Genomic DNA, 17156 nt, shown 5'->3' on the forward strand with positions numbered 1-17156 from the left:
CAGCGAACTGAATGTTTCGGGTTACTACCCCCATATCCCTTCCGACGTGGGTTCTCCGTCGGAGGCGCCTGTTCCTCACCACGGCTTCGGCACGATCAACGATCCCGGCTGCGAGCTGGACTGGAGCAGAAAGAACAAACTGAAACTGGGCGTAGCCGGAACTGCCGAACTCGGTTTCCTGTTCACCCTGGGCGAAGACACCGACTTGTTGTTGGGCGGCTACATCGACTACGGTTTCACCAACATGAAGAAAAAGAAAGACCAGGAGCTATTATCCACTCCTGCATCTTATCATCCGGACGGGAACATGACGGTAGGAAAAGGTATTCCTTATAATGGCATGATGAATTCAAACGTAACAGATAAAGTGAAGGTAATGTCTTTCGGGGTAAAATTAGGGGTTAGGTTTAAATTGAATTAACGTCGCAATAAAAAAGGATGCATCCTCTTCGTCAAAAGGGTGCATCCTTTTTGTAAATAGGGTGCGTCCTCCTGTTTGGGGGAACGCATCTTCCGAAATATCTTCTTTATTTCTCCTTATGATTCATAATCAGCGTCGATGGCATCTTCTGCAACGCTTCGCGGCGGTGTTCAGAGACGTCGTTCCAGGTATCGTAGCTTATCAACATGAAATTATAGTTGCTGAATATCGCCGCTGTCATATCCTTGTCGGCCAGCAGCAACGCCTGCTTGGTTGTATCGACGAACTGGCGGATGGCATGTTTTATCTTTTCGCTGCCCGGAGTCGTCGAACTGCTGCGGTCGAGGATGCTGACCGATCCGTGGGTTGTCTTCAGCAACGTCGAAGCATATTCCAACAGGAAGAGATCCTTCTCCGAGTCGACCACCACGATCACATTGCTCGCTTTCACGAAGCCGCGGTTCACGAATACCCCCACGTCGCAATTACTTTTTCCGATAAACATTTTCGTCTTGTCTTTCAATAGCGCACCGGGGTAAAACCACGATTCGGGCGCCTTGAAACGGCGGAAGAAACGGTTGTAGAAAGAGGTGCGGTAGCGGTTCGCCTCGATGTCGTCCGGCTGGTTACTCATCGAAATGCCCGAACCCACGAGCAGGAAGTCGAAACCCTCCGTGTTTACGATGTCCGTGATATCCTGTCCAGCGTTGTTCGAGACCTCGTAGCGCGTTTCTATATTGATTCCCAGCTTTTTCGCCCCATAGAGAATAGGCCCGAAGCTGACTTCCTCGAAGTTATCCGTGTGCAGCGGGTTCACATCCGAACCGACGGTGAGATGAAGCGCCGTAAGGTCCACCTGATGCCGGATATGGGCGAACATCTGGTAGGCTACGTCGAGCATGATCTGCCCGTTGCCTGCACGTCCGAACGAGAGCAACACCTTGAACGTGCCGTCGGCTACCTCCACCGCCTTGTATTCTTTGATCTTCTCGCGCGTCTGGAAGCAGAACTTGATGAACGAAACGAGCGGGATAGTCATAAATGTGGTCACCAGCGTCATCAATACCAGCATCACGAAGATGGACGGGGGCAGGATATGCATTTCGTAACCGATCGTAAGCACGACCAGCTCCATCAATCCCCTCGTATTCATCAGTGCGCCGATATAGAGGCTGTCTTTCCAGCTCTCGCCCACGAAACGAGCCGAAAACATGGCGCCGCCGAACTTACCGATGATGGCCACCAGTATAAAGACGCCGCACATCCACCACAGGTCGGGACTGTTCAGCAGCCCGATCTCTGTGCGTAACCCCGTCGAAACGAAGAACAAAGGGAGAAACAGGGCCAGCGATACATCTTCCACCTTTTCGGTCATGATCTTACGGAATTTCACGTTACTTGGCATCACCACCCCCGCGATGAACGCGCCGAACAACGCATGCAACCCTAACATTTCGGTCAAATAAGCCGAAATGATGAGCAGGAGGAACATAAAAGCGACCAGGCCCTTGTCGATCACTTCCTTATTATGGTAAATATGTCCGACCATTTTCAGGAACGGACGGACGGCAAAGAACATGAAAGCGATATAAATGGCGGAGAAAAGAATATTATAGACCGCACTCAGCATTGACCCCGCCTGTGCGATGGCTATCACGACGGCCAGCAGGCACCAGGCCGTGATGTCACCGTTGGCTGCGCTGGCGAGCGAGATCGTCCCCAGATGCGTCCGCGTCAATCCGCGTTCCTGTATGATACGTGCCAGCACCGGGAAGGCAGTGATACTCATGGCGATACCTATAAACAGGGCGAACGATAGGAAGGGAGTGCCTTTGTCGGCATACGTGTCGTAAACGAAGTAGGCAGTAAGCATCCCGCAAAAGAAGGGCACAATCGTGCTTGTATGGCTGATTAGGATCGTTTCCTTTAATTTCTTCCGAACCTCGGTGATATCCAGCTCCATACCGATGGCAAACATAAACAGGATCAGCCCGAACTGGCTCAGGATAGTGATGTTGGCCAGCGACTCGACCGGGAAAAGGAATCCCGAAGCCTCCGGCAGCAAATGCCCCAGCACTGACGGCCCCAGTACGATACCGGCCACAATCTCGCCGATGACCGTAGGCTGGCCAATCTTCTGAAACAACCAGCCGAACAGGCGGCAGGTAATCAATATCGTAATGATCTGCAACAACAGGATGCCGATAGGCGACTGGATATGATGCATCATCAGTTCCCAAAATAAGGAAAAACCTTCACTGAGGTTTTTAGGGGCGTCGTAGGCCGATGTCATGGCGCTTTCAATCTGTTGGCTCTCTCCTTCTTTGGCGATAAAATACATCAATGAACCGAATACAAGGATCATCACTAAATAAAAGGCTATACTCTTTGTTCCTCTACTCATATATTGCATGGGGTTTGATGCAAAAGTAAGAAATATCCCGAGAATATCAATACGGTATCTTTTTTTCTTTTATCTTTGCGCTAAACCAATCTCAAATAAATCATGGAGTCGCTGAATCTAATAAAGAATGACCCTTGGCTTGCCCCTTATAAAGAGGCGATAGAAGGACGGTATCAATACGTGATTGACAAGGAAAAGAGCCTGACCAACAACGGGAAACAGACGTTGGCCGAGATGGCTTCCGGCTATCTGTATTTCGGTTTGCATAAAACCAACAAGGGGTGGGTGTTCCGTGAATGGGCCCCGAATGCCACAGCTATCTATCTTATCGGTACATTTAATGACTGGAAGAAAGACGAACGATATAAAATGAGACGCCTCGAATACGGTGTCTGGGAGATTGCGCTCGAAGAAGAGTTGCTCCACCACGAAGACCTTTTCAAACTGCTGGTCGAGTGGGACGGAGGAAGCGGTGAACGCATTCCGGCCTGGATACGCCGTGTCGTGCAAGACGAACAAACCAAAATATTCAGTGCACAGGTGTGGAACCCAGCCAATCCATATGCGTTCAAAAACAAACGCTTTAAGCCTGACACCGCCCCGCTGCTGATTTACGAATGCCATATCGGTATGTCGACGAACGAGGAAAAAGTCGGCTCATACGACGAATTTCGCCGCAACGTGCTGCCCCGCATTGCCCGCGAAGGATACAACGCGATACAGATCATGGCGATACAGGAGCATCCTTACTACGGCTCGTTCGGTTATCACGTCAGCAGCTTCTTCGCCGCCTCGTCCCGTTTCGGTACGCCTGAAGAGTTGAAACAGCTGATAGACGACGCCCACGGCATGGGAATCGCTGTCATCATGGATATTGTACACAGCCATGCTGTTAAGAATGAAGTAGAGGGCCTCGGACGTTTCGACGGTTCCTATAATCAATATTTCCTGAGCGGTACACGCCGCGAGCATCCCGCCTGGGACTCGCTTTGCTTCGATTATGGCAAGAACGAGGTGTTGCATTTCCTGCTCTCGAACTGCAAATTCTGGCTTGAAGAGTATAAGTTCGACGGTTTCCGTTTCGACGGTGTCACTTCTATGCTTTATTACAGTCACGGATTGGGCGAGGCTTTCTGCAATTACGGCGACTACTTCAACGGACATCAGGACGGCGACGCGATTGCTTATCTCACCCTGGCCAACAAACTGATCCACGAGGTAAACAAGAACGCCATCACCATCGCCGAGGAAGTGAGCGGCATGCCCGGACTGGCTGCCAACTATGAAGACGGCGGCTATGGTTTCGACTATCGCATGGCAATGAACATTCCCGACTACTGGATCAAGACGATCAAGGAAAAGAAAGATGAAGACTGGCATCCCTCGTCCATCTGGTGGGAAACGACCAACCGCCGTGCCGACGAAAAGACAATCAGTTACGCCGAAAGCCACGATCAGGCACTGGTGGGAGATAAGACCATCATCTTCCGGTTGATAGATGCGGACATGTACTGGCACATGCAGAAGGACGACCACAACGCTGTTGTTGAACGCGGTGTGGCGCTCCATAAGATGATCCGTCTGGTGACCGCCTCGACCATCAACGGCGGATACCTCAACTTTATGGGCAACGAGTTCGGACATCCCGAATGGATCGACTTCCCGCGCGAAGGCAACGGATGGTCGCACAAATATGCACGCCGCCAGTGGGAACTGGTAGATAATATGGATTTGAAATATCACTATCTGGGCGACTTCGACCGCGAAATGATCGAACTGCTCCGTAGCGTGAAAAACTTCCAGTCTACCCCAATACAGAAGGTGTGGGATAGCGATGGCGACCAGATTCTGGCCTACATGCGCAAAGACCTGGTATTTGTGTTCAACTTCAGTCCGACGAAATCGTACACCGACTACGGCTTCCTGGTTCCTAAAGGCGAGTATGAAGTGATTCTCAACACAGATGCCCCCCGTTTCGGTGGTTTCGGCCTGGCGGACGATTCGGTGCGTCATTTCACACAATTCGACCCATTATTTAAAAAAGACAAAAAAGAATGGCTTAAACTGTACATTCCGGCACGCAGTGCTGTTGTACTGAGAAAAGTAAAGATAAAGAAGTAATCAAACAACAAAACACACAGTATGTTATATCCAATGACTTTTAAGCCTATCCTCAAGAAGATTATTTGGGGAGGCTCAGACATCTGCCCATTTAAGGGCATCACACCGGTTGAAGAAGGTATCGGTGAAAGTTGGGAACTTTCGCATGTAGAGGGTAACTATTCCATCGTCAATAACGGTGACTTGGAAGGCAAGTCGCTCGACGAACTGATTCGCACTTACGGCAAGCAGTTGCTCGGTGAGAAGGTAATGGACCAGTTCGGCTCTACTTTCCCGCTGCTGATTAAGTTTATCGACGCCCGTGATGACCTGTCTATCCAGGTGCATCCCAACGACGAGCTGGCTATGAAACGCCACAATTCTTTTGGCAAGACCGAAATGTGGTACGTAATCAACGCCGCGGAGGGAGCTGGCCTCTATTCCGGTTTCTCCCAACAAATTGACGCAGAGGAGTATGTGAAACGGGTAGGCGATAACACTATCATGGACGTTCTCCAGCGTTATGAAGTGTCGCCGGGCGATGTGTTCTTCCTGCCTGCGGGTCGCGTTCACGCCATCGGTGCCGGATGCTTTATCGCAGAGATACAGCAGACCAGCAACATCACTTACCGCATCTACGACTACGATCGTAAGGATGCCAACGGTAACGGGCGTGAACTGCATACCGAGCTGGCCAAAGATGCCATCGACTATACCATGTCTCCCGACTACCGCACGCATTATAAGGCACATACCAACGCGACAGTCGAACTGGCCAACTGCAAGTATTTCACGACAAACCTGCTCGACCTCGATACGATGATGGTGCGCGACTTCTCCGAACTCGATTCGTTTGTCGTATATATATGTATGGAGGGTAAGGCTTCTATCCGCGACAATAAAGGAAACGAAATATTCGTTCATCAGGGTCAGACGGTGCTTATCCCGGCAGATACCGAGGTGGTGACGATTTCTCCGGCTCCGAATGCCAAATTCATGGAGACTTATATTGGATAATTTTCCTGAAAAAAGGAATTAGGAAACAGAAACGACGCAGAAAACGCAGAGTTTCGCAGAATATTTTATTAATAATCAATATAATATCTGCGTTTCTCTGCGTTTTCTGCGTCGTATGCGTTCCCTGTTATTTTGTTAGGCTATGCTGATTTCCTAATGATCTTATTGGGGATAGGGGAATTGTGTCAGCCCGTTGTACATGAACCGGTAGGTGGGGACATCCAGCCCCAGGCTTCCGCCTCGCGGATTACGTAGCCGGTCAGTGTCTCGATTTCCGTCTGGCCTCCGCGCTTGAAGTCACTGTGCATTGAAGTGGTCGCACCGTTCGGCATCATCTTTTGGGCCTGGATAGACGAGAAAACAATATCTTCCGGCAGTTTGATTCCTTTGGCTTCGGCAACGTCTTTCAACTCGTATCCCAGCGTGATGAACAGGTCGATATGATTTTCTATCACACTGTTAATCGGTTCGTTGAAGTAAGAAGTGATGGTTGCTGCCGTGGAGATCATAAAGAATTTCTTCCATATCTCGAGGTCGATGTCCTCCGGGTTGGTCGATAACACGCGGGCGGAGCTCAATATATTCCTTAACTCCAGTTGTTGTTCCTTATCCTTGCCGTTGAGTCCGAAAAACAAACGGTCCTTGAGGGTGAATTTCTCGATATATCCGGGCGAAACGAGCCGCGCACCTATGTAAACACAGCCTTTCCATATTCTGCTTCCGGGCAGTATTTTTTCTATCCGTTCGGCGATGTCGGCCCCGTTGAGCAGGGGTAGGATGACAGTCTCCGGACTGATGACCGGCTTCAGGTGACGGATATTTTCTTCCAGATCGTAGCTTTTCGTGCAGCAGAGCAGGTAATCCACCGGACCTATCTCTGCCGGATTGTCGGTTGCGAGGGTTGGTATGGCTATTGTTTTCTTGAAAGATTTTTTTATTTCCAAGCCAAATTCTTTGATAGCCTTCAGGTTCTCGCCGCGGGAGATGAAGAAAATGTCCACATCCTCCGAATCCTGGTAGTGGGCAGCGAGCAACCCCCCGTAGTAACCCCCTACAGCCCCTATTCCGGAAATAGCAATTTTTATTTTACTCATATCAATTGTATAGGAGTTTTGAAGTTTATATTCTTATATATATGATGCCGCAAAGATGAAAAATAAAATCGAAACCCTTTATACGAGTTTGAGTTCTTTTAGAAAGTCGGGAAAACTTTGTTCAAAATTAACACCGAAGCGATAGTCGGTCTTTGCCTTGTAAGTCCGCCGGATGCTGTCGGTCGTAAAATGAACGGCAATGGCCGCCGCGTCGATCAGGCTGAAGTCGTTGAGCAAGGCCGACAGCAGGGCGCTGGCAAACACATCGCCTGTCCCGTGGTAATAACCGGGTATTTTCTGGGTGAAGACGTAGTCTATCGTGTCGGTCGTCCGGTCGTAGGTGGCGGCCCCCAATTCGTCTTCCTTGAAATAAACGCCGGTCAGTACTACTTTCTGCGGACCCAGTGCGCCGAGCTTCCTCAGCAGGCTTTCGATATATGCGTGGGTGTAAGGCCCCGGATGGAACGGTTCGTCGAGCAGCAAGGCCGCCTCGGTGAGGTTGGGCACGATGATGTCGGCTTTTTGGCAAAGCATCCTCATGCCGATTGCGAACTCGCGAGTGAAGACGGTGTACAGTTCGCCGTTGTCGCCCATAACCGGGTCAACCAGTATCAGGTTGTCTTCCTGCCTGAATGCGTCGAAAAACTCCTTAACGATGTCGAGCTGTTCGAACGAACCGAGGAAGCCGGTGTAGATGGCATCGAACTTTATGTCGAGCGACTTCCAGTGTTTCATGACCGGGCGCATATCTTCCGTCAGGTCGTGGTAGGTGTATCCGCTGATACCTCCGGTATGAGTGGACAGGATGGCTGTGGGGAGAGCTGATGTTTCAATGCCTGCGGCAGATAAAATAGGTAATGCGACGGTGAGTGAGCATTTTCCGAATCCGGACAGGTCGTGTATGGCTGCGACCCTTTTCTGATGTGTTTTATTTTTCATTCTGTTCATTTTTATATCAATACAACAATGGGTGTGCGGGAAATGTTGGAAGCCTGTATCGGGCCTTTTCCGCCAGCCGTTGCAAAATAAGCTGATTTTATCATAAAATGGGCCGGATTGTTATGAAATGAGTAAATTTCTTCTTTTTCGGTCTGTTTCCTCCTTTTCGGAGGGTTTGCTTCCGTATTGGGTCTACATTTATAAATATCGTAAATAAAATAGCCGGAGATTGTCGCAAAACATTGCGTCGGGCGGGATACCTTTACATCAAAGTTTTTAAGAGATGTTGTTTTGTGAGTTTGATTAGATGTATATAAATATTTTAGGTTAATGACTTTGGCTGAAACTAGTATCCTCCCCTTGGCGTGGGGAAGGACTGAAAAAAAACAGAGATCGATGTATGCCGTTCGCGCAGGCGAGCGTGGAACTTCACTTGTATGGGGTTGCGACGATTCATCGAATGGAGATAAAAAAGACCGTGAGGTGAGTTACAAATCTGATTATACAGGTGCTTTTATAACGGACTGGGAAGTCCCTATTGAGCCGAAGAGTCCTGGTGAGGGCCCGCGAGCTGATTTTATTGTTGATTGGATTAACTAGTATATCAATAAATTCAATGTAATTGGTGAAATCATACTTTTTACTCTATAACGTTAATCCTCATATCTAATAACGTTGTATCCCAAGCCCTTCAGTGGGCAAACAACCGCTCTGTTCGTGAGAATAGGGCGGCTTTTGTATTTTAAAAGGCTCGGGTAAAAATAATTTGTATCGATTTAATGACTGCAAACCTTGCTGACATCTACCGTAAAACCATCATTCATAGGCATGAATTTCCCTTTTTCTTTCAAGAATTCGATTAATTCATCCACATTCATGTTATCGGCCGAGCAGGCATAAAAACGTTGTTCCGAACCGAATTTATTAATGATAGCTGCTCTCAGGCTGCTCTCTGAGTAACTGTTTCCTTCCATCATGAAAAGAACTTCATGTGCATGTAACTGTTCCATAAACTGATTATTAAATGATTTGAGACAAAAGTACACCATCTGTCCTTTTTAAATTGTAACATATGTGACAGAAAAGAATAAATTAAAATGATTAACAATTTATTAGAATCGGGATATCAGGAGGATAGATAATACAAAACAGCCTGTCATAGAACTTTCTATAACAGGCTTTTTGTGACCCGGGAGGGGCTCGAACCCTCGACCCAATGATTAAGAGTCATTTGCTCTACCAACTGAGCTACCAAGTCAATCTGTTGCAATCCTTGTTTCCTGCTTATGGACTTTGTTTCTCGATTGCGGGTGCAAAGATAGAGGTTTAATTTTTCTTTGCAAACTTTTCGGTCGCTTTTTTCTAACTATTTTTTACTCGAATTCAAAGATATCAGACGGAGTCGTGCGCTTAAGTGCTATCAGAGAGACATCTTTGCCGACACGGACCCCTTCTTGAAACAATCGGATGTCGACTGTCTTATAGGCAAGTTCCGGGTGGTTGTTGTCGCGGCTGAGGTGGCACAACCAAATGTCCTTCAGCTTCGGGTCATAGTTGGCTGCCAGGAATTCGGCAGCTTCACGGTTACTCAGGTGGCCTGTCGGACTCGCTACACGTTCTTTCAGGAAAGCGGGGTAGGTGCCGAACTTCAACATTTCCTCGTCGTAGTTGGCCTCGATGATCAGATGGTTAGCCATTCGCATATAACGACTCACTGTATCCGTAATATGGCCCACGTCGGTCGCAAAAGTAAACTTATGCTCTCCGTATTCGATATAGTAGCCTACGTTGTCCGTGCTGTCGTGAGGCACTTCGAAAGCGATGATATTGAAGTTGCGGATGGTAAAAGGTACTTCTTTTTCGATGACCCGGCGTGAACCGATCAACGTCTCTTCCACATAACGGCTTTTTTCTATTCCTCGGTGGACGGCAGCGGTAGTGTATACCGGGATATTCATTTTCTCTCCCAGGCAACCAACCGTCTTGATATGGTCGGCATGGTCGTGCGTTATCAGGACTGCCACGATTTTGGAAAAGTCGATCGCTTTATCTTTCAACACCTTCTTTATGGTACGTATTCCGATACCAGCATCAATCAGTATCCCGAATTCGGGAGTACCCAGATAATAGCAGTTGCCACTGCTTCCACTTGCTAAGCTAAGAAATGATAGTTTCATATTTTTCTATTCCGCCTCGCGGCCTATTCTGTTTTACATAGTATAATCAGGAACGGAACGTATCAGGGATCGTCACTTCCCCGATAAGCGAACAGTTCATGTGGTCCTTCACCTCCTCGGGCGATAACCCGTGGCCGAAAAGGAACATCAACTTGGCGACAGCGCTTTCCGTCGTGCTGTCGAACCCGCTTATAACGCCGGCTTCCAATAATTTATGCCCCGTCTCGTACCGGTGCATCTCAACGCTTCCGGCACTACACTGGGTTACATTGACGATTACGATACCCCGGTCTACTGCATCTTTGAGCATGGTCAGGAACCAGTCGTAACTCGGGGCATTTCCGCTACCGAAAGTTTCCATCACGACCCCTTTTAGGTCGGGAATGTTGAGGATGCTTTCCACCACCTGCGGCGAGATGCCCGGAAACAACTTCAGGATAGCGATGTTCCGGTCCAGCAGATAATGCGGTTTCAGCGGCTTACGCGAAACCGGGTGATAAATTTGTCCCGTATCGTATTTAATGTATATCCCGGCATGTGCCAGGGCTGGATAATTGTATGAACGAAACGCATTGAAGTTGTCGGCATTGATCTTGCTCGTACGGTTACCACGCAGCAAATCGTTTTCAAAGAAGATGCAGACTTCGGGTACAATAGGTATTCCGTTTTCTTTGGCAGCAGCAATCTCGATCGCCGTGATCAGGTTTTCCTTCCCGTCCGTGCGCAACATGCCGATGGGCAATTGTGAACCGGTGAAAATGACCGGCTTGCTGAGGTTTTCGAGCATGAAGCTCAGGGCAGAGGCGGTGAACGACATGGTATCGGTGCCATGCAGCACCACGAAACCGTCGTATTTCGCATAATTATCTGCGATGATTTTCACAATCTTCATCCATGAGTCAGGCCCCATTTCGGACGAGTCCATTACCGGATCGAACTGATAAGTCGATACTGAGTAACCGAGCTTTTTCAGTTCCGGCATATTGTCTCTAAGGTGTTGGAAATTAAAAGATTCCAATACTCCGGTTTCAGGATTTTCAATCATTCCGATTGTTCCGCCCGTATAGATAAGCAGGATAGAAGCCTTATCGCGCTGATCGTTCATGTTTACTGTCATAATGCAAAGGTAATAAATTTATTCTTCTCCCTTCAAAACGGGAACGCTTATGTGATATTTTACGGCTATGATACGTGCTAGGAATATACCCAACGCTGCAGCGAACTGGGTGATGGAGGGTGTTAACCCAGCGAGCATACATAAATAATATACACCGCCACCGAACACGCATGCCAGGGCATAGATGTCTTTTCGGAAGATTAGCGGCTCCTCATTGATTAATATATCGCGCATCATCCCCCCGAACGATCCGGTGATCGTTCCCATTACGATAGCTACCCACATAGGGAAACCAAATTCGAGCGTTTTAGCGATTCCGACCACGCCGAACAGACCCAGCCCGATGGCGTCGAATATAAAGAACGTGTTATTCAGCCGGATCACATATTTACGGAAGATGATAACAAACAATAAAGCTAATGCGGAAACAGTTAAATAAGATGTTTGCTCCATCCAGAAAGGGGTCGCATTCAGCAGGATATCGCGTATCGTCCCTCCGCCCACGGCAGTAACCAGCCCGACCACATAGGCACCAAACCAGTCAAATTGTTTTGCAGAGGCCAATCTGATCCCACTAATTGCGAATGCAAACGTCCCTGTATAGTCGCAAAAGGTGATAAAATCTATCATTTTGTTTTTTTCTGCAAAAGTAAGTATTTCCTTTGAATTGTGTTTGTTTCTAGCGACACAACCTAAGAATAATTTAAACCAAACGAATCCTTTACTGTTAATTATATATAAGTTTGCATGAGTAATAGGTATAAGGCTCAGGCCAAAAGATTGTTAGATGATGAAGAGATTTATATGGATAGGATTGCTGTCTTTGCTTTCAGCACAGGGGATGCAGGGGCAACACTTCCCTAAAATGGATACAAGAAATTACGTGAGCGACTCGACTGTTTTCATGCCTAAAAAGCCCTGGCTGGCAGCCGGCGAGGTGTTCGGCTTGAATGTCGGGATATGGGCTTTCGACCGTTTTCTGATGAACGAGGACTTTGCTCATATTAACGGTCATACGATTAAGAACAATTTCAAAACCGGCCCTGTCTGGGATACCGATAAGTTTTCGACTAATCTGGTGGCGCATCCCTACCACGGTTCGCTTTACTTCAACGCTGCACGCAGCAACGGGATGAATTTCTGGCAGTCTATCCCTTTCGCCGCCGGTGGAAGCTTGATGTGGGAATTCTTCATGGAGAACGAACCGCCCTCTATCAACGACCTGATGGCCACCACATTCGGAGGGGTGGAACTGGGTGAAATCACTTATCGTCTGTCTGACCTTTTTATTGACGACCGGTCGAGTGGGGCGGAGCGTGTAGGGCGTGAGATACTTTCGGGACTGATATCGCCCGTGCGCGGCATAAACCGTCTGATAACCGGTGAGGCATGGCGTCACAGGCCGCATAAAGGTAGGGCATATTCGTTTGTGCCCGTGAACTTTATCGTGAGTGCCGGCCCTCGTTTCCTGGCGGAGCAGGAGCATTCGAAACATGGGACGACCAGTATGCATCTTTCGCTGCGTCTGGATTATGGCGACCCTTTTGAGGACGAGTTTTATTCGCCCTACGAATGGTTTCAGCTGCGTGCCGGATTCGATTTCTTCTCCAGCCAGCCGGTCATTACGCAGGTGAATGCTATCGGCGCCTTGTGGGGCAAACGGGTTTGGGGGAAAGGGCCGCGCACGCTGACGGCCGGTGTTTTCCAGCACTTCGACTATTACGACTCGCAGTTGCGCTCCAGCGACGGTGACAAGGTGTCGCCCTACCGCATTTCAGAGGCGGCGGCTGTGGGAGGCGGTTTGATCTATTACAAACGTTCGGAGCCGAGCGACAAGGTCGATGCCTACGGCGAATTTTATGTGAACGGTGTTGCCCTGGGAGGTGGCTCGTCAGACTATTTTCGTCTCGATGAACGCGATTACAACATGGGAAGCGGTTATAGTGTAAAAGCCTTTACAGGTTTGACTTACAACAAGCACTGGACATTTTTGCTGAATATGGAGAACTACCATATTTTTACCTGGAAAGGCTACAATCCGGACATAGACCTGAGCACGGTCGACCCGAACACTTTCAGCGTACAAGGCGACAAAGGCCATTCCCGCTTGACGGTGATGGGCATCAAACTGGTTTATCTTTCCAGCAAAAAATGGAATATATCGCTCTCGAACCGCTACTTTTCCCGCCGCACGCATTACAGCTACCATGACGACGTGAACCGAGCTACCTACGATTTGATGCTTTCTTTGGGAGTGAAGATTTAATGCTTTGCTATTGATTATTACTCCATTACAGTTTCCTCGTAGTTCTGCTATTAGGAAACTGGCGTTTCCTATGGGAGAAACTCTAGTTCCCTGCGGAGGAAACTGTCGTTTCTTAGGCAGGAAACTAGAGTTTCCGAATAAAGGAATTGTTAGGAAATTACAGTTTCCTGAAAGTTAAACTACGAGGAAACTGTAATTGATTGATTGTTATTTTGTTTTGTTTCTTTCGAGTTCGTTGAGATTCTCCATCTTCTTCCGTTGAAGGAATTCGTAAATGCCTTCAAGATGTTCAGTGACCCGCTGGTTGCCGAATTCGTAGACTTTTGTTACCAGGCCGTCCAGGAAATCACGGTCGTGAGACACCACAATCAGCGTACCGTCGAAGTCGAGCAACGCCTGTTTCAGGATATCTTTCGTTTTCATGTCCAAATGGTTGGTCGGCTCGTCGAGAATCAGCAGGTTGACCGGTTCGAGCAGCAGCTTGATCATCGCCAGGCGCGTGCGCTCTCCACCCGACAAAACCTTCACCTTTTTGGCTGAATTTTCTCCGCCGAACATGAACGCTCCGAGCAAATCCTTGATTTTATTACGGATATCACCTTGGGCCACATCGTCTATCGTTTGGAAGACGGTCAGGTTCTCATCCAACAGCGAAGCTTGATTCTGAGCGAAATAACCGATCATTACGTTATGTCCGATGGTCAGCGTGCCGTCGTGTTCGATTTCTTTCATGATACATTTCACCAGCGTGGACTTCCCTTCGCCGTTCTTTCCTACGAAAGCGATTTTGTCGCCCCGTTCTATCATCAGGTTGGCATTGCGGAAGACCGTATGGTTGCCGTATGTTTTTGCCACGTTTTCGATAATCACCGGATACGTACCGGAGCGGGGAGAGGGCGGGAACTTCAGGCGGAGTGCCGATGTGTCTTCCTCATCCACTTCAAGTATCTCAAGTTTTTCAAGCATTTTGACACGGCTTTGTACCTGTAGCGTTTTGGAGTATGTCCCTTTGAAACGTTCGATAAACTCCCGGGTTTCGGCAATCATTTTCTGTTGTTCGTCGAATGCCTTTTGTTGTTGTACGCGGCGTTCCTGGCGGAGTTGCAGATAACTGCTGTAATTCACCTTGTAGTCGTAGATGCGCCCCATGGTGACTTCGATTGTGCGGGTGGTGATATGGTCGACAAACGCCCGGTCGTGGCTGATGACAACCACCGCCTGCCCGTTATCGATCAGGAAATCTTCCAGCCACTGGATTGATTCGATGTCCAGATGGTTCGTAGGCTCGTCGAGCAGTAACACGTCCGGTTTCTTCAAGAGCAACTTCGCCAGCTCGATACGCATGCGCCAGCCACCGCTGAACTCGCTGGTCTGCCGGTTGAAATCTTCGCGCTTGAAACCCAGTCCGAGCAATGTCTTCTCGATATCGGCGTCATAATTGATCTCCTCGATGGAATAAAATTTCTCGCTGAGTGTGGAAACGCGTTCGATCAGCTCCATATAACTGTCCGAATCATAGTCGGTACGTGTTTCCAACTCCTTGTTGATCGTTTCGATCTCGGCTTCCATCTCATGCAGGTGGGCGAAAGCCTGTGCCGTTTCTTCAAAGACGGTGCGCCCGTCTTCCGTCATCAGATGCTGCGGCAGATAGGCAATGACCGTATCTTTGGGTGCCGAAACCTTTCCGCGTGTCGGTTCGCGTACCCCGGCAAGTATTTTGAGCAAAGTCGATTTGCCCGCACCGTTTTTCCCCATCAAGGCAATCCGGTCTTTCTCGTTTATAACGAAAGATATATCAGAAAAGAGGGCACTTCCGCCAAACTCCACTGTCAGTCCATCAATAGAAATCATACGTACATTATATATATGTGTAAAAAGAAGGCGCAAAGGTAGGAAAAATGTTTGGAATATTTGTTTTATGTTTTGAAACAACTTATCTTTGCACCCGCTAATACAAACAGCTTAAATTAATTATTCAAACATGGCAACAAAAATTAGATTGCAAAGACACGGTCGCAAAAGCTACGCTTTTTATCAGATCGTAGTTGCAGACAGCAGGGCTCCACGTGATGGAAAGTTTATTGAAAGGATAGGTTCTTATAATCCGAACACTAATCCTGCTACAGTAGATTTGAACTTCGAAAGAGCTTTGTATTGGTTACAGGTAGGTGCACAGCCTACAGACACAACTCGCAACATTCTGTCACGCGAAGGTGTATGCATGAAAAAGCATTTACTGGAAGGTGTTAAGAAAGGTGCATTCGACGAAGCTACAGCGGAATCAAAATTCCAGGCTTGGTTGAAAAACAAACAAGCATCTGTTGAAGCAGTAAAATCGAAAGACAGCGAAGCAGCTAAGGCTGCAGAAAAAGCTCGTCTGGAAGCTGAAAAAGAAGCTAACAAGGCAAAAGCAGAAGAAGTAGCTAAAAAGAAAGCTGAATTAGCAGCCGCCGCTGCAGCAAAGGCAGCTGAAGAAGCAGCAGCAAACGCTCCTGTAGAAGAAGCTCCGGCAGCAGAAAGCGCTGAGTAATTCGCTTAATGCCAAATAAAAAGAGGACATTTCCTGTGTGGAGTGTCCTCTTTTTTATTGTGTGTCCCCTTATTTCTTTCCCAGCAGGAAACCGTTGATTTGTTCAACGAACTGTTCCTTTGAAAGTGCTCCCTGTGCCAGTTGCGGTTTTCCTTTAGCAGGAATAAACAGTAGGGTAGGGATGCTCTGTATGCCGAAAGCGGCAGCCAGTTCCTTTTCGTTATCGACATTGATCTTATAAATGATGATGTCGTTTTTGTATTCTCCGGCCAATTCCTTTAATATAGGAGAAACCTTCTTGCAAGGTCCGCACCAGTCAGCATAGAAGTCGACGATGCAAGGCTTGGTGCCTTCATAAACCCATTCTGTTTGGTTTTTCTCGTAATTATATACTTTGGTCAGAAAGTCTGCTTTGTTAAGTACTACAACTTCGCCCTGGGCAGCTACGTTTCCTGTTTCGTTTTTATCCGATTTGGCAGACATGGAGCAACTAACCAGCAGCAACACCACCGAAATCAGGAATAAATCTTTCAACTTTCTCATATAAAACTTATTACTTCATTGATAATTATAGAATACAAAAATAGTAATAAAACGGATATGACTCCCCATCCTGAGTGGTTAAAAGAAAAATAATAGCTTAAAAAGAAAAAAATACTTCGTAAAATTAGGAGATATAAAAAATATCACTACCTTTGCACCGCAATCGAGAGAAAACGATAGCAAAACATACTGGAGAGATGGCAGAGTGGTCGATTGCGGCGGTCTTGAAAACCGTTGAACTGAAAGGTTCCTGGGGTTCGAATCCCTATCTCTCCGCTGAGTATAAGAAGTCCTTGTAAACTTAGGTTTATGAGGATTTTTTATTTATTAATACATTGATAATATGAAGCAGTTTGATTTTGAAGCAATATTCAATTATTATTCTGATGATCCTTATATCTTTACACCTTCCGTTTTAGAAGATTTCAAAAATGGGAATCATTACTGTCCCGTAAAAGTGGATAAATAGTTCTTTGAAATAATTGAAATATAGTCTATTAGATACTACTTTTTAGGCGCGACGATTTGAAATCATACCTTTGAGGTCA

13 protein-coding genes, 2 tRNA genes and 2 pseudogenes are annotated in these 17156 nt (G+C 47.5%); 7 read left to right on the forward strand and 10 right to left on the reverse strand.

Going from position 1 to position 17156, the window contains the following annotated elements:
* Positions 1-421, forward strand: a pseudogene (locus DXA15_RS22090) (hypothetical protein); the annotation flags it as partial.
* Between the two features lie 106 nt (positions 422-527).
* Here DXA15_RS22090 and DXA15_RS22095 read toward each other — a convergent pair.
* On the reverse strand, positions 528-2825 hold the full coding sequence (locus tag DXA15_RS22095) for a cation:proton antiporter (RefSeq protein WP_128135457.1): 2298 nt from the start codon (positions 2823-2825) through the stop codon (positions 528-530).
* Positions 2826-2927: 102 nt separating this feature from the next.
* On the opposite strand from DXA15_RS22095, the gene DXA15_RS22100 reads away from it, so the two are divergent.
* Both DXA15_RS22100 and DXA15_RS22105 read left to right on the forward strand, forming a co-directional pair.
* Positions 2928-4946, forward strand: a complete 2019-nt coding sequence (locus DXA15_RS22100) for an alpha amylase C-terminal domain-containing protein (RefSeq protein WP_128135458.1) — start codon at positions 2928-2930, stop codon at positions 4944-4946.
* Between the two features lie 21 nt (positions 4947-4967).
* On the forward strand, positions 4968-5942 hold the full coding sequence (locus DXA15_RS22105) for a type I phosphomannose isomerase catalytic subunit (RefSeq protein ID WP_128135459.1): 975 nt from the start codon (positions 4968-4970) through the stop codon (positions 5940-5942).
* A 162-nt stretch (positions 5943-6104) separates the two neighbouring features.
* Here DXA15_RS22105 and DXA15_RS22110 read toward each other — a convergent pair.
* Together DXA15_RS22110 and DXA15_RS22115 are read right to left on the reverse strand one after the other, a co-directional pair.
* Positions 6105-7036: pseudogene (locus DXA15_RS22110) on the reverse strand (ketopantoate reductase family protein).
* 78 nt (positions 7037-7114) lie between these two features.
* The gene (locus DXA15_RS22115; protein ID WP_122329382.1) at positions 7115-7975 is read right to left on the reverse strand and encodes a pyridoxamine kinase; all 861 of its coding nucleotides are present in this window, start codon (positions 7973-7975) and stop codon (positions 7115-7117) included.
* A gap of 396 nt (positions 7976-8371) precedes the next feature.
* Between DXA15_RS22115 and DXA15_RS22120 the strand changes: the two genes are divergently transcribed.
* Positions 8372-8575, forward strand: a complete 204-nt coding sequence (locus tag DXA15_RS22120; RefSeq protein ID WP_229061568.1) for a hypothetical protein — start codon at positions 8372-8374, stop codon at positions 8573-8575.
* Positions 8576-8751: 176 nt separating this feature from the next.
* On the opposite strand, the gene DXA15_RS22125 is transcribed toward DXA15_RS22120, so the two are convergent.
* The 5 genes from DXA15_RS22125 to DXA15_RS22145 form a co-directional block, all read right to left on the reverse strand.
* Positions 8752-8985: a YecH family metal-binding protein gene (locus DXA15_RS22125; RefSeq protein ID WP_010799837.1), complete on the reverse strand. Its 234-nt coding sequence runs from the start codon at positions 8983-8985 to the stop codon at positions 8752-8754.
* 175 nt (positions 8986-9160) lie between these two features.
* Positions 9161-9233 (reverse strand) — tRNA-Lys (locus tag DXA15_RS22130).
* Positions 9234-9348: 115 nt separating this feature from the next.
* Positions 9349-10152, reverse strand: a complete 804-nt coding sequence (locus DXA15_RS22135) for an MBL fold metallo-hydrolase (protein ID WP_007653000.1) — start codon at positions 10150-10152, stop codon at positions 9349-9351.
* Between the two features lie 46 nt (positions 10153-10198).
* Positions 10199-11269 (reverse strand): asparaginase, encoded by a 1071-nt coding sequence (locus DXA15_RS22140; RefSeq protein ID WP_010799836.1) that lies wholly within the window; start codon positions 11267-11269, stop codon positions 10199-10201.
* Between the two features lie 18 nt (positions 11270-11287).
* Positions 11288-11899, reverse strand: coding sequence for a trimeric intracellular cation channel family protein (locus DXA15_RS22145; protein ID WP_007653002.1), 612 nt, complete (start codon positions 11897-11899; stop codon positions 11288-11290).
* A gap of 160 nt (positions 11900-12059) precedes the next feature.
* On the opposite strand from DXA15_RS22145, the gene DXA15_RS22150 reads away from it, so the two are divergent.
* Entirely contained in the window at positions 12060-13535 is a 1476-nt protein-coding gene (locus DXA15_RS22150; protein WP_128135462.1) for a DUF3943 domain-containing protein, read from the forward strand.
* 207 nt (positions 13536-13742) lie between these two features.
* Here DXA15_RS22150 and DXA15_RS22155 read toward each other — a convergent pair whose 3' ends face one another.
* Positions 13743-15386, reverse strand: a complete 1644-nt coding sequence (locus tag DXA15_RS22155) for an ABC-F family ATP-binding cassette domain-containing protein (RefSeq protein WP_128135460.1) — start codon at positions 15384-15386, stop codon at positions 13743-13745.
* A gap of 130 nt (positions 15387-15516) precedes the next feature.
* Here DXA15_RS22155 and DXA15_RS22160 point away from each other — a divergent pair, with 130 nt between their 5' ends.
* Positions 15517-16065, forward strand: a complete 549-nt coding sequence (locus DXA15_RS22160) for a 30S ribosomal protein S16 (RefSeq protein WP_128135461.1) — start codon at positions 15517-15519, stop codon at positions 16063-16065.
* A 69-nt stretch (positions 16066-16134) separates the two neighbouring features.
* Here the strand turns inward: DXA15_RS22160 and trxA are convergent, their stop codons facing one another.
* Complete coding sequence (gene trxA / locus DXA15_RS22165; RefSeq protein ID WP_007653008.1) at positions 16135-16608, reverse strand: thioredoxin; 474 nt, start codon at positions 16606-16608, stop codon at positions 16135-16137.
* 191 nt (positions 16609-16799) lie between these two features.
* Here trxA and DXA15_RS22170 point away from each other — a divergent pair.
* A tRNA-Ser gene (locus DXA15_RS22170) sits at positions 16800-16884 on the forward strand.
* Positions 16885-17156 lie beyond the last annotated feature (272 nt).

Source organism: Parabacteroides sp. AM58-2XD, assembly GCF_003463685.1.
Taxonomy (GTDB): Bacteria; Bacteroidota; Bacteroidia; order Bacteroidales; family Tannerellaceae; genus Parabacteroides; species Parabacteroides segnis.

What these genes read in the sequence shown, in the direction of transcription:
- DXA15_RS22115 (WP_122329382.1), bottom strand. Translation starts at nt 7,975, where the DNA reads ATGAAAAATAAAACACATCAGAAAAGGGTCGCAGCCATACACGACCTG.
- DXA15_RS22145 (WP_007653002.1), bottom strand. Translation starts at nt 11,899, where the DNA reads ATGATAGATTTTATCACCTTTTGCGACTATACAGGGACGTTTGCATTC.
- trxA (WP_007653008.1), bottom strand. Translation starts at nt 16,608, where the DNA reads ATGAGAAAGTTGAAAGATTTATTCCTGATTTCGGTGGTGTTGCTGCTG.
- DXA15_RS22125 (WP_010799837.1), bottom strand. Translation starts at nt 8,985, where the DNA reads ATGGAACAGTTACATGCACATGAAGTTCTTTTCATGATGGAAGGAAAC.
- DXA15_RS22105 (WP_128135459.1), top strand. Translation starts at nt 4,968, where the DNA reads ATGTTATATCCAATGACTTTTAAGCCTATCCTCAAGAAGATTATTTGG.
- DXA15_RS22155 (WP_128135460.1), bottom strand. Translation starts at nt 15,386, where the DNA reads ATGATTTCTATTGATGGACTGACAGTGGAGTTTGGCGGAAGTGCCCTC.
- DXA15_RS22135 (WP_007653000.1), bottom strand. Translation starts at nt 10,152, where the DNA reads ATGAAACTATCATTTCTTAGCTTAGCAAGTGGAAGCAGTGGCAACTGC.
- DXA15_RS22140 (WP_010799836.1), bottom strand. Translation starts at nt 11,269, where the DNA reads ATGACAGTAAACATGAACGATCAGCGCGATAAGGCTTCTATCCTGCTT.
- DXA15_RS22095 (WP_128135457.1), bottom strand. Translation starts at nt 2,825, where the DNA reads ATGAGTAGAGGAACAAAGAGTATAGCCTTTTATTTAGTGATGATCCTT.
- DXA15_RS22160 (WP_128135461.1), top strand. Translation starts at nt 15,517, where the DNA reads ATGGCAACAAAAATTAGATTGCAAAGACACGGTCGCAAAAGCTACGCT.
- DXA15_RS22150 (WP_128135462.1), top strand. Translation starts at nt 12,060, where the DNA reads ATGAAGAGATTTATATGGATAGGATTGCTGTCTTTGCTTTCAGCACAG.
- DXA15_RS22100 (WP_128135458.1), top strand. Translation starts at nt 2,928, where the DNA reads ATGGAGTCGCTGAATCTAATAAAGAATGACCCTTGGCTTGCCCCTTAT.
- DXA15_RS22120 (WP_229061568.1), top strand. Translation starts at nt 8,372, where the DNA reads ATGTATGCCGTTCGCGCAGGCGAGCGTGGAACTTCACTTGTATGGGGT.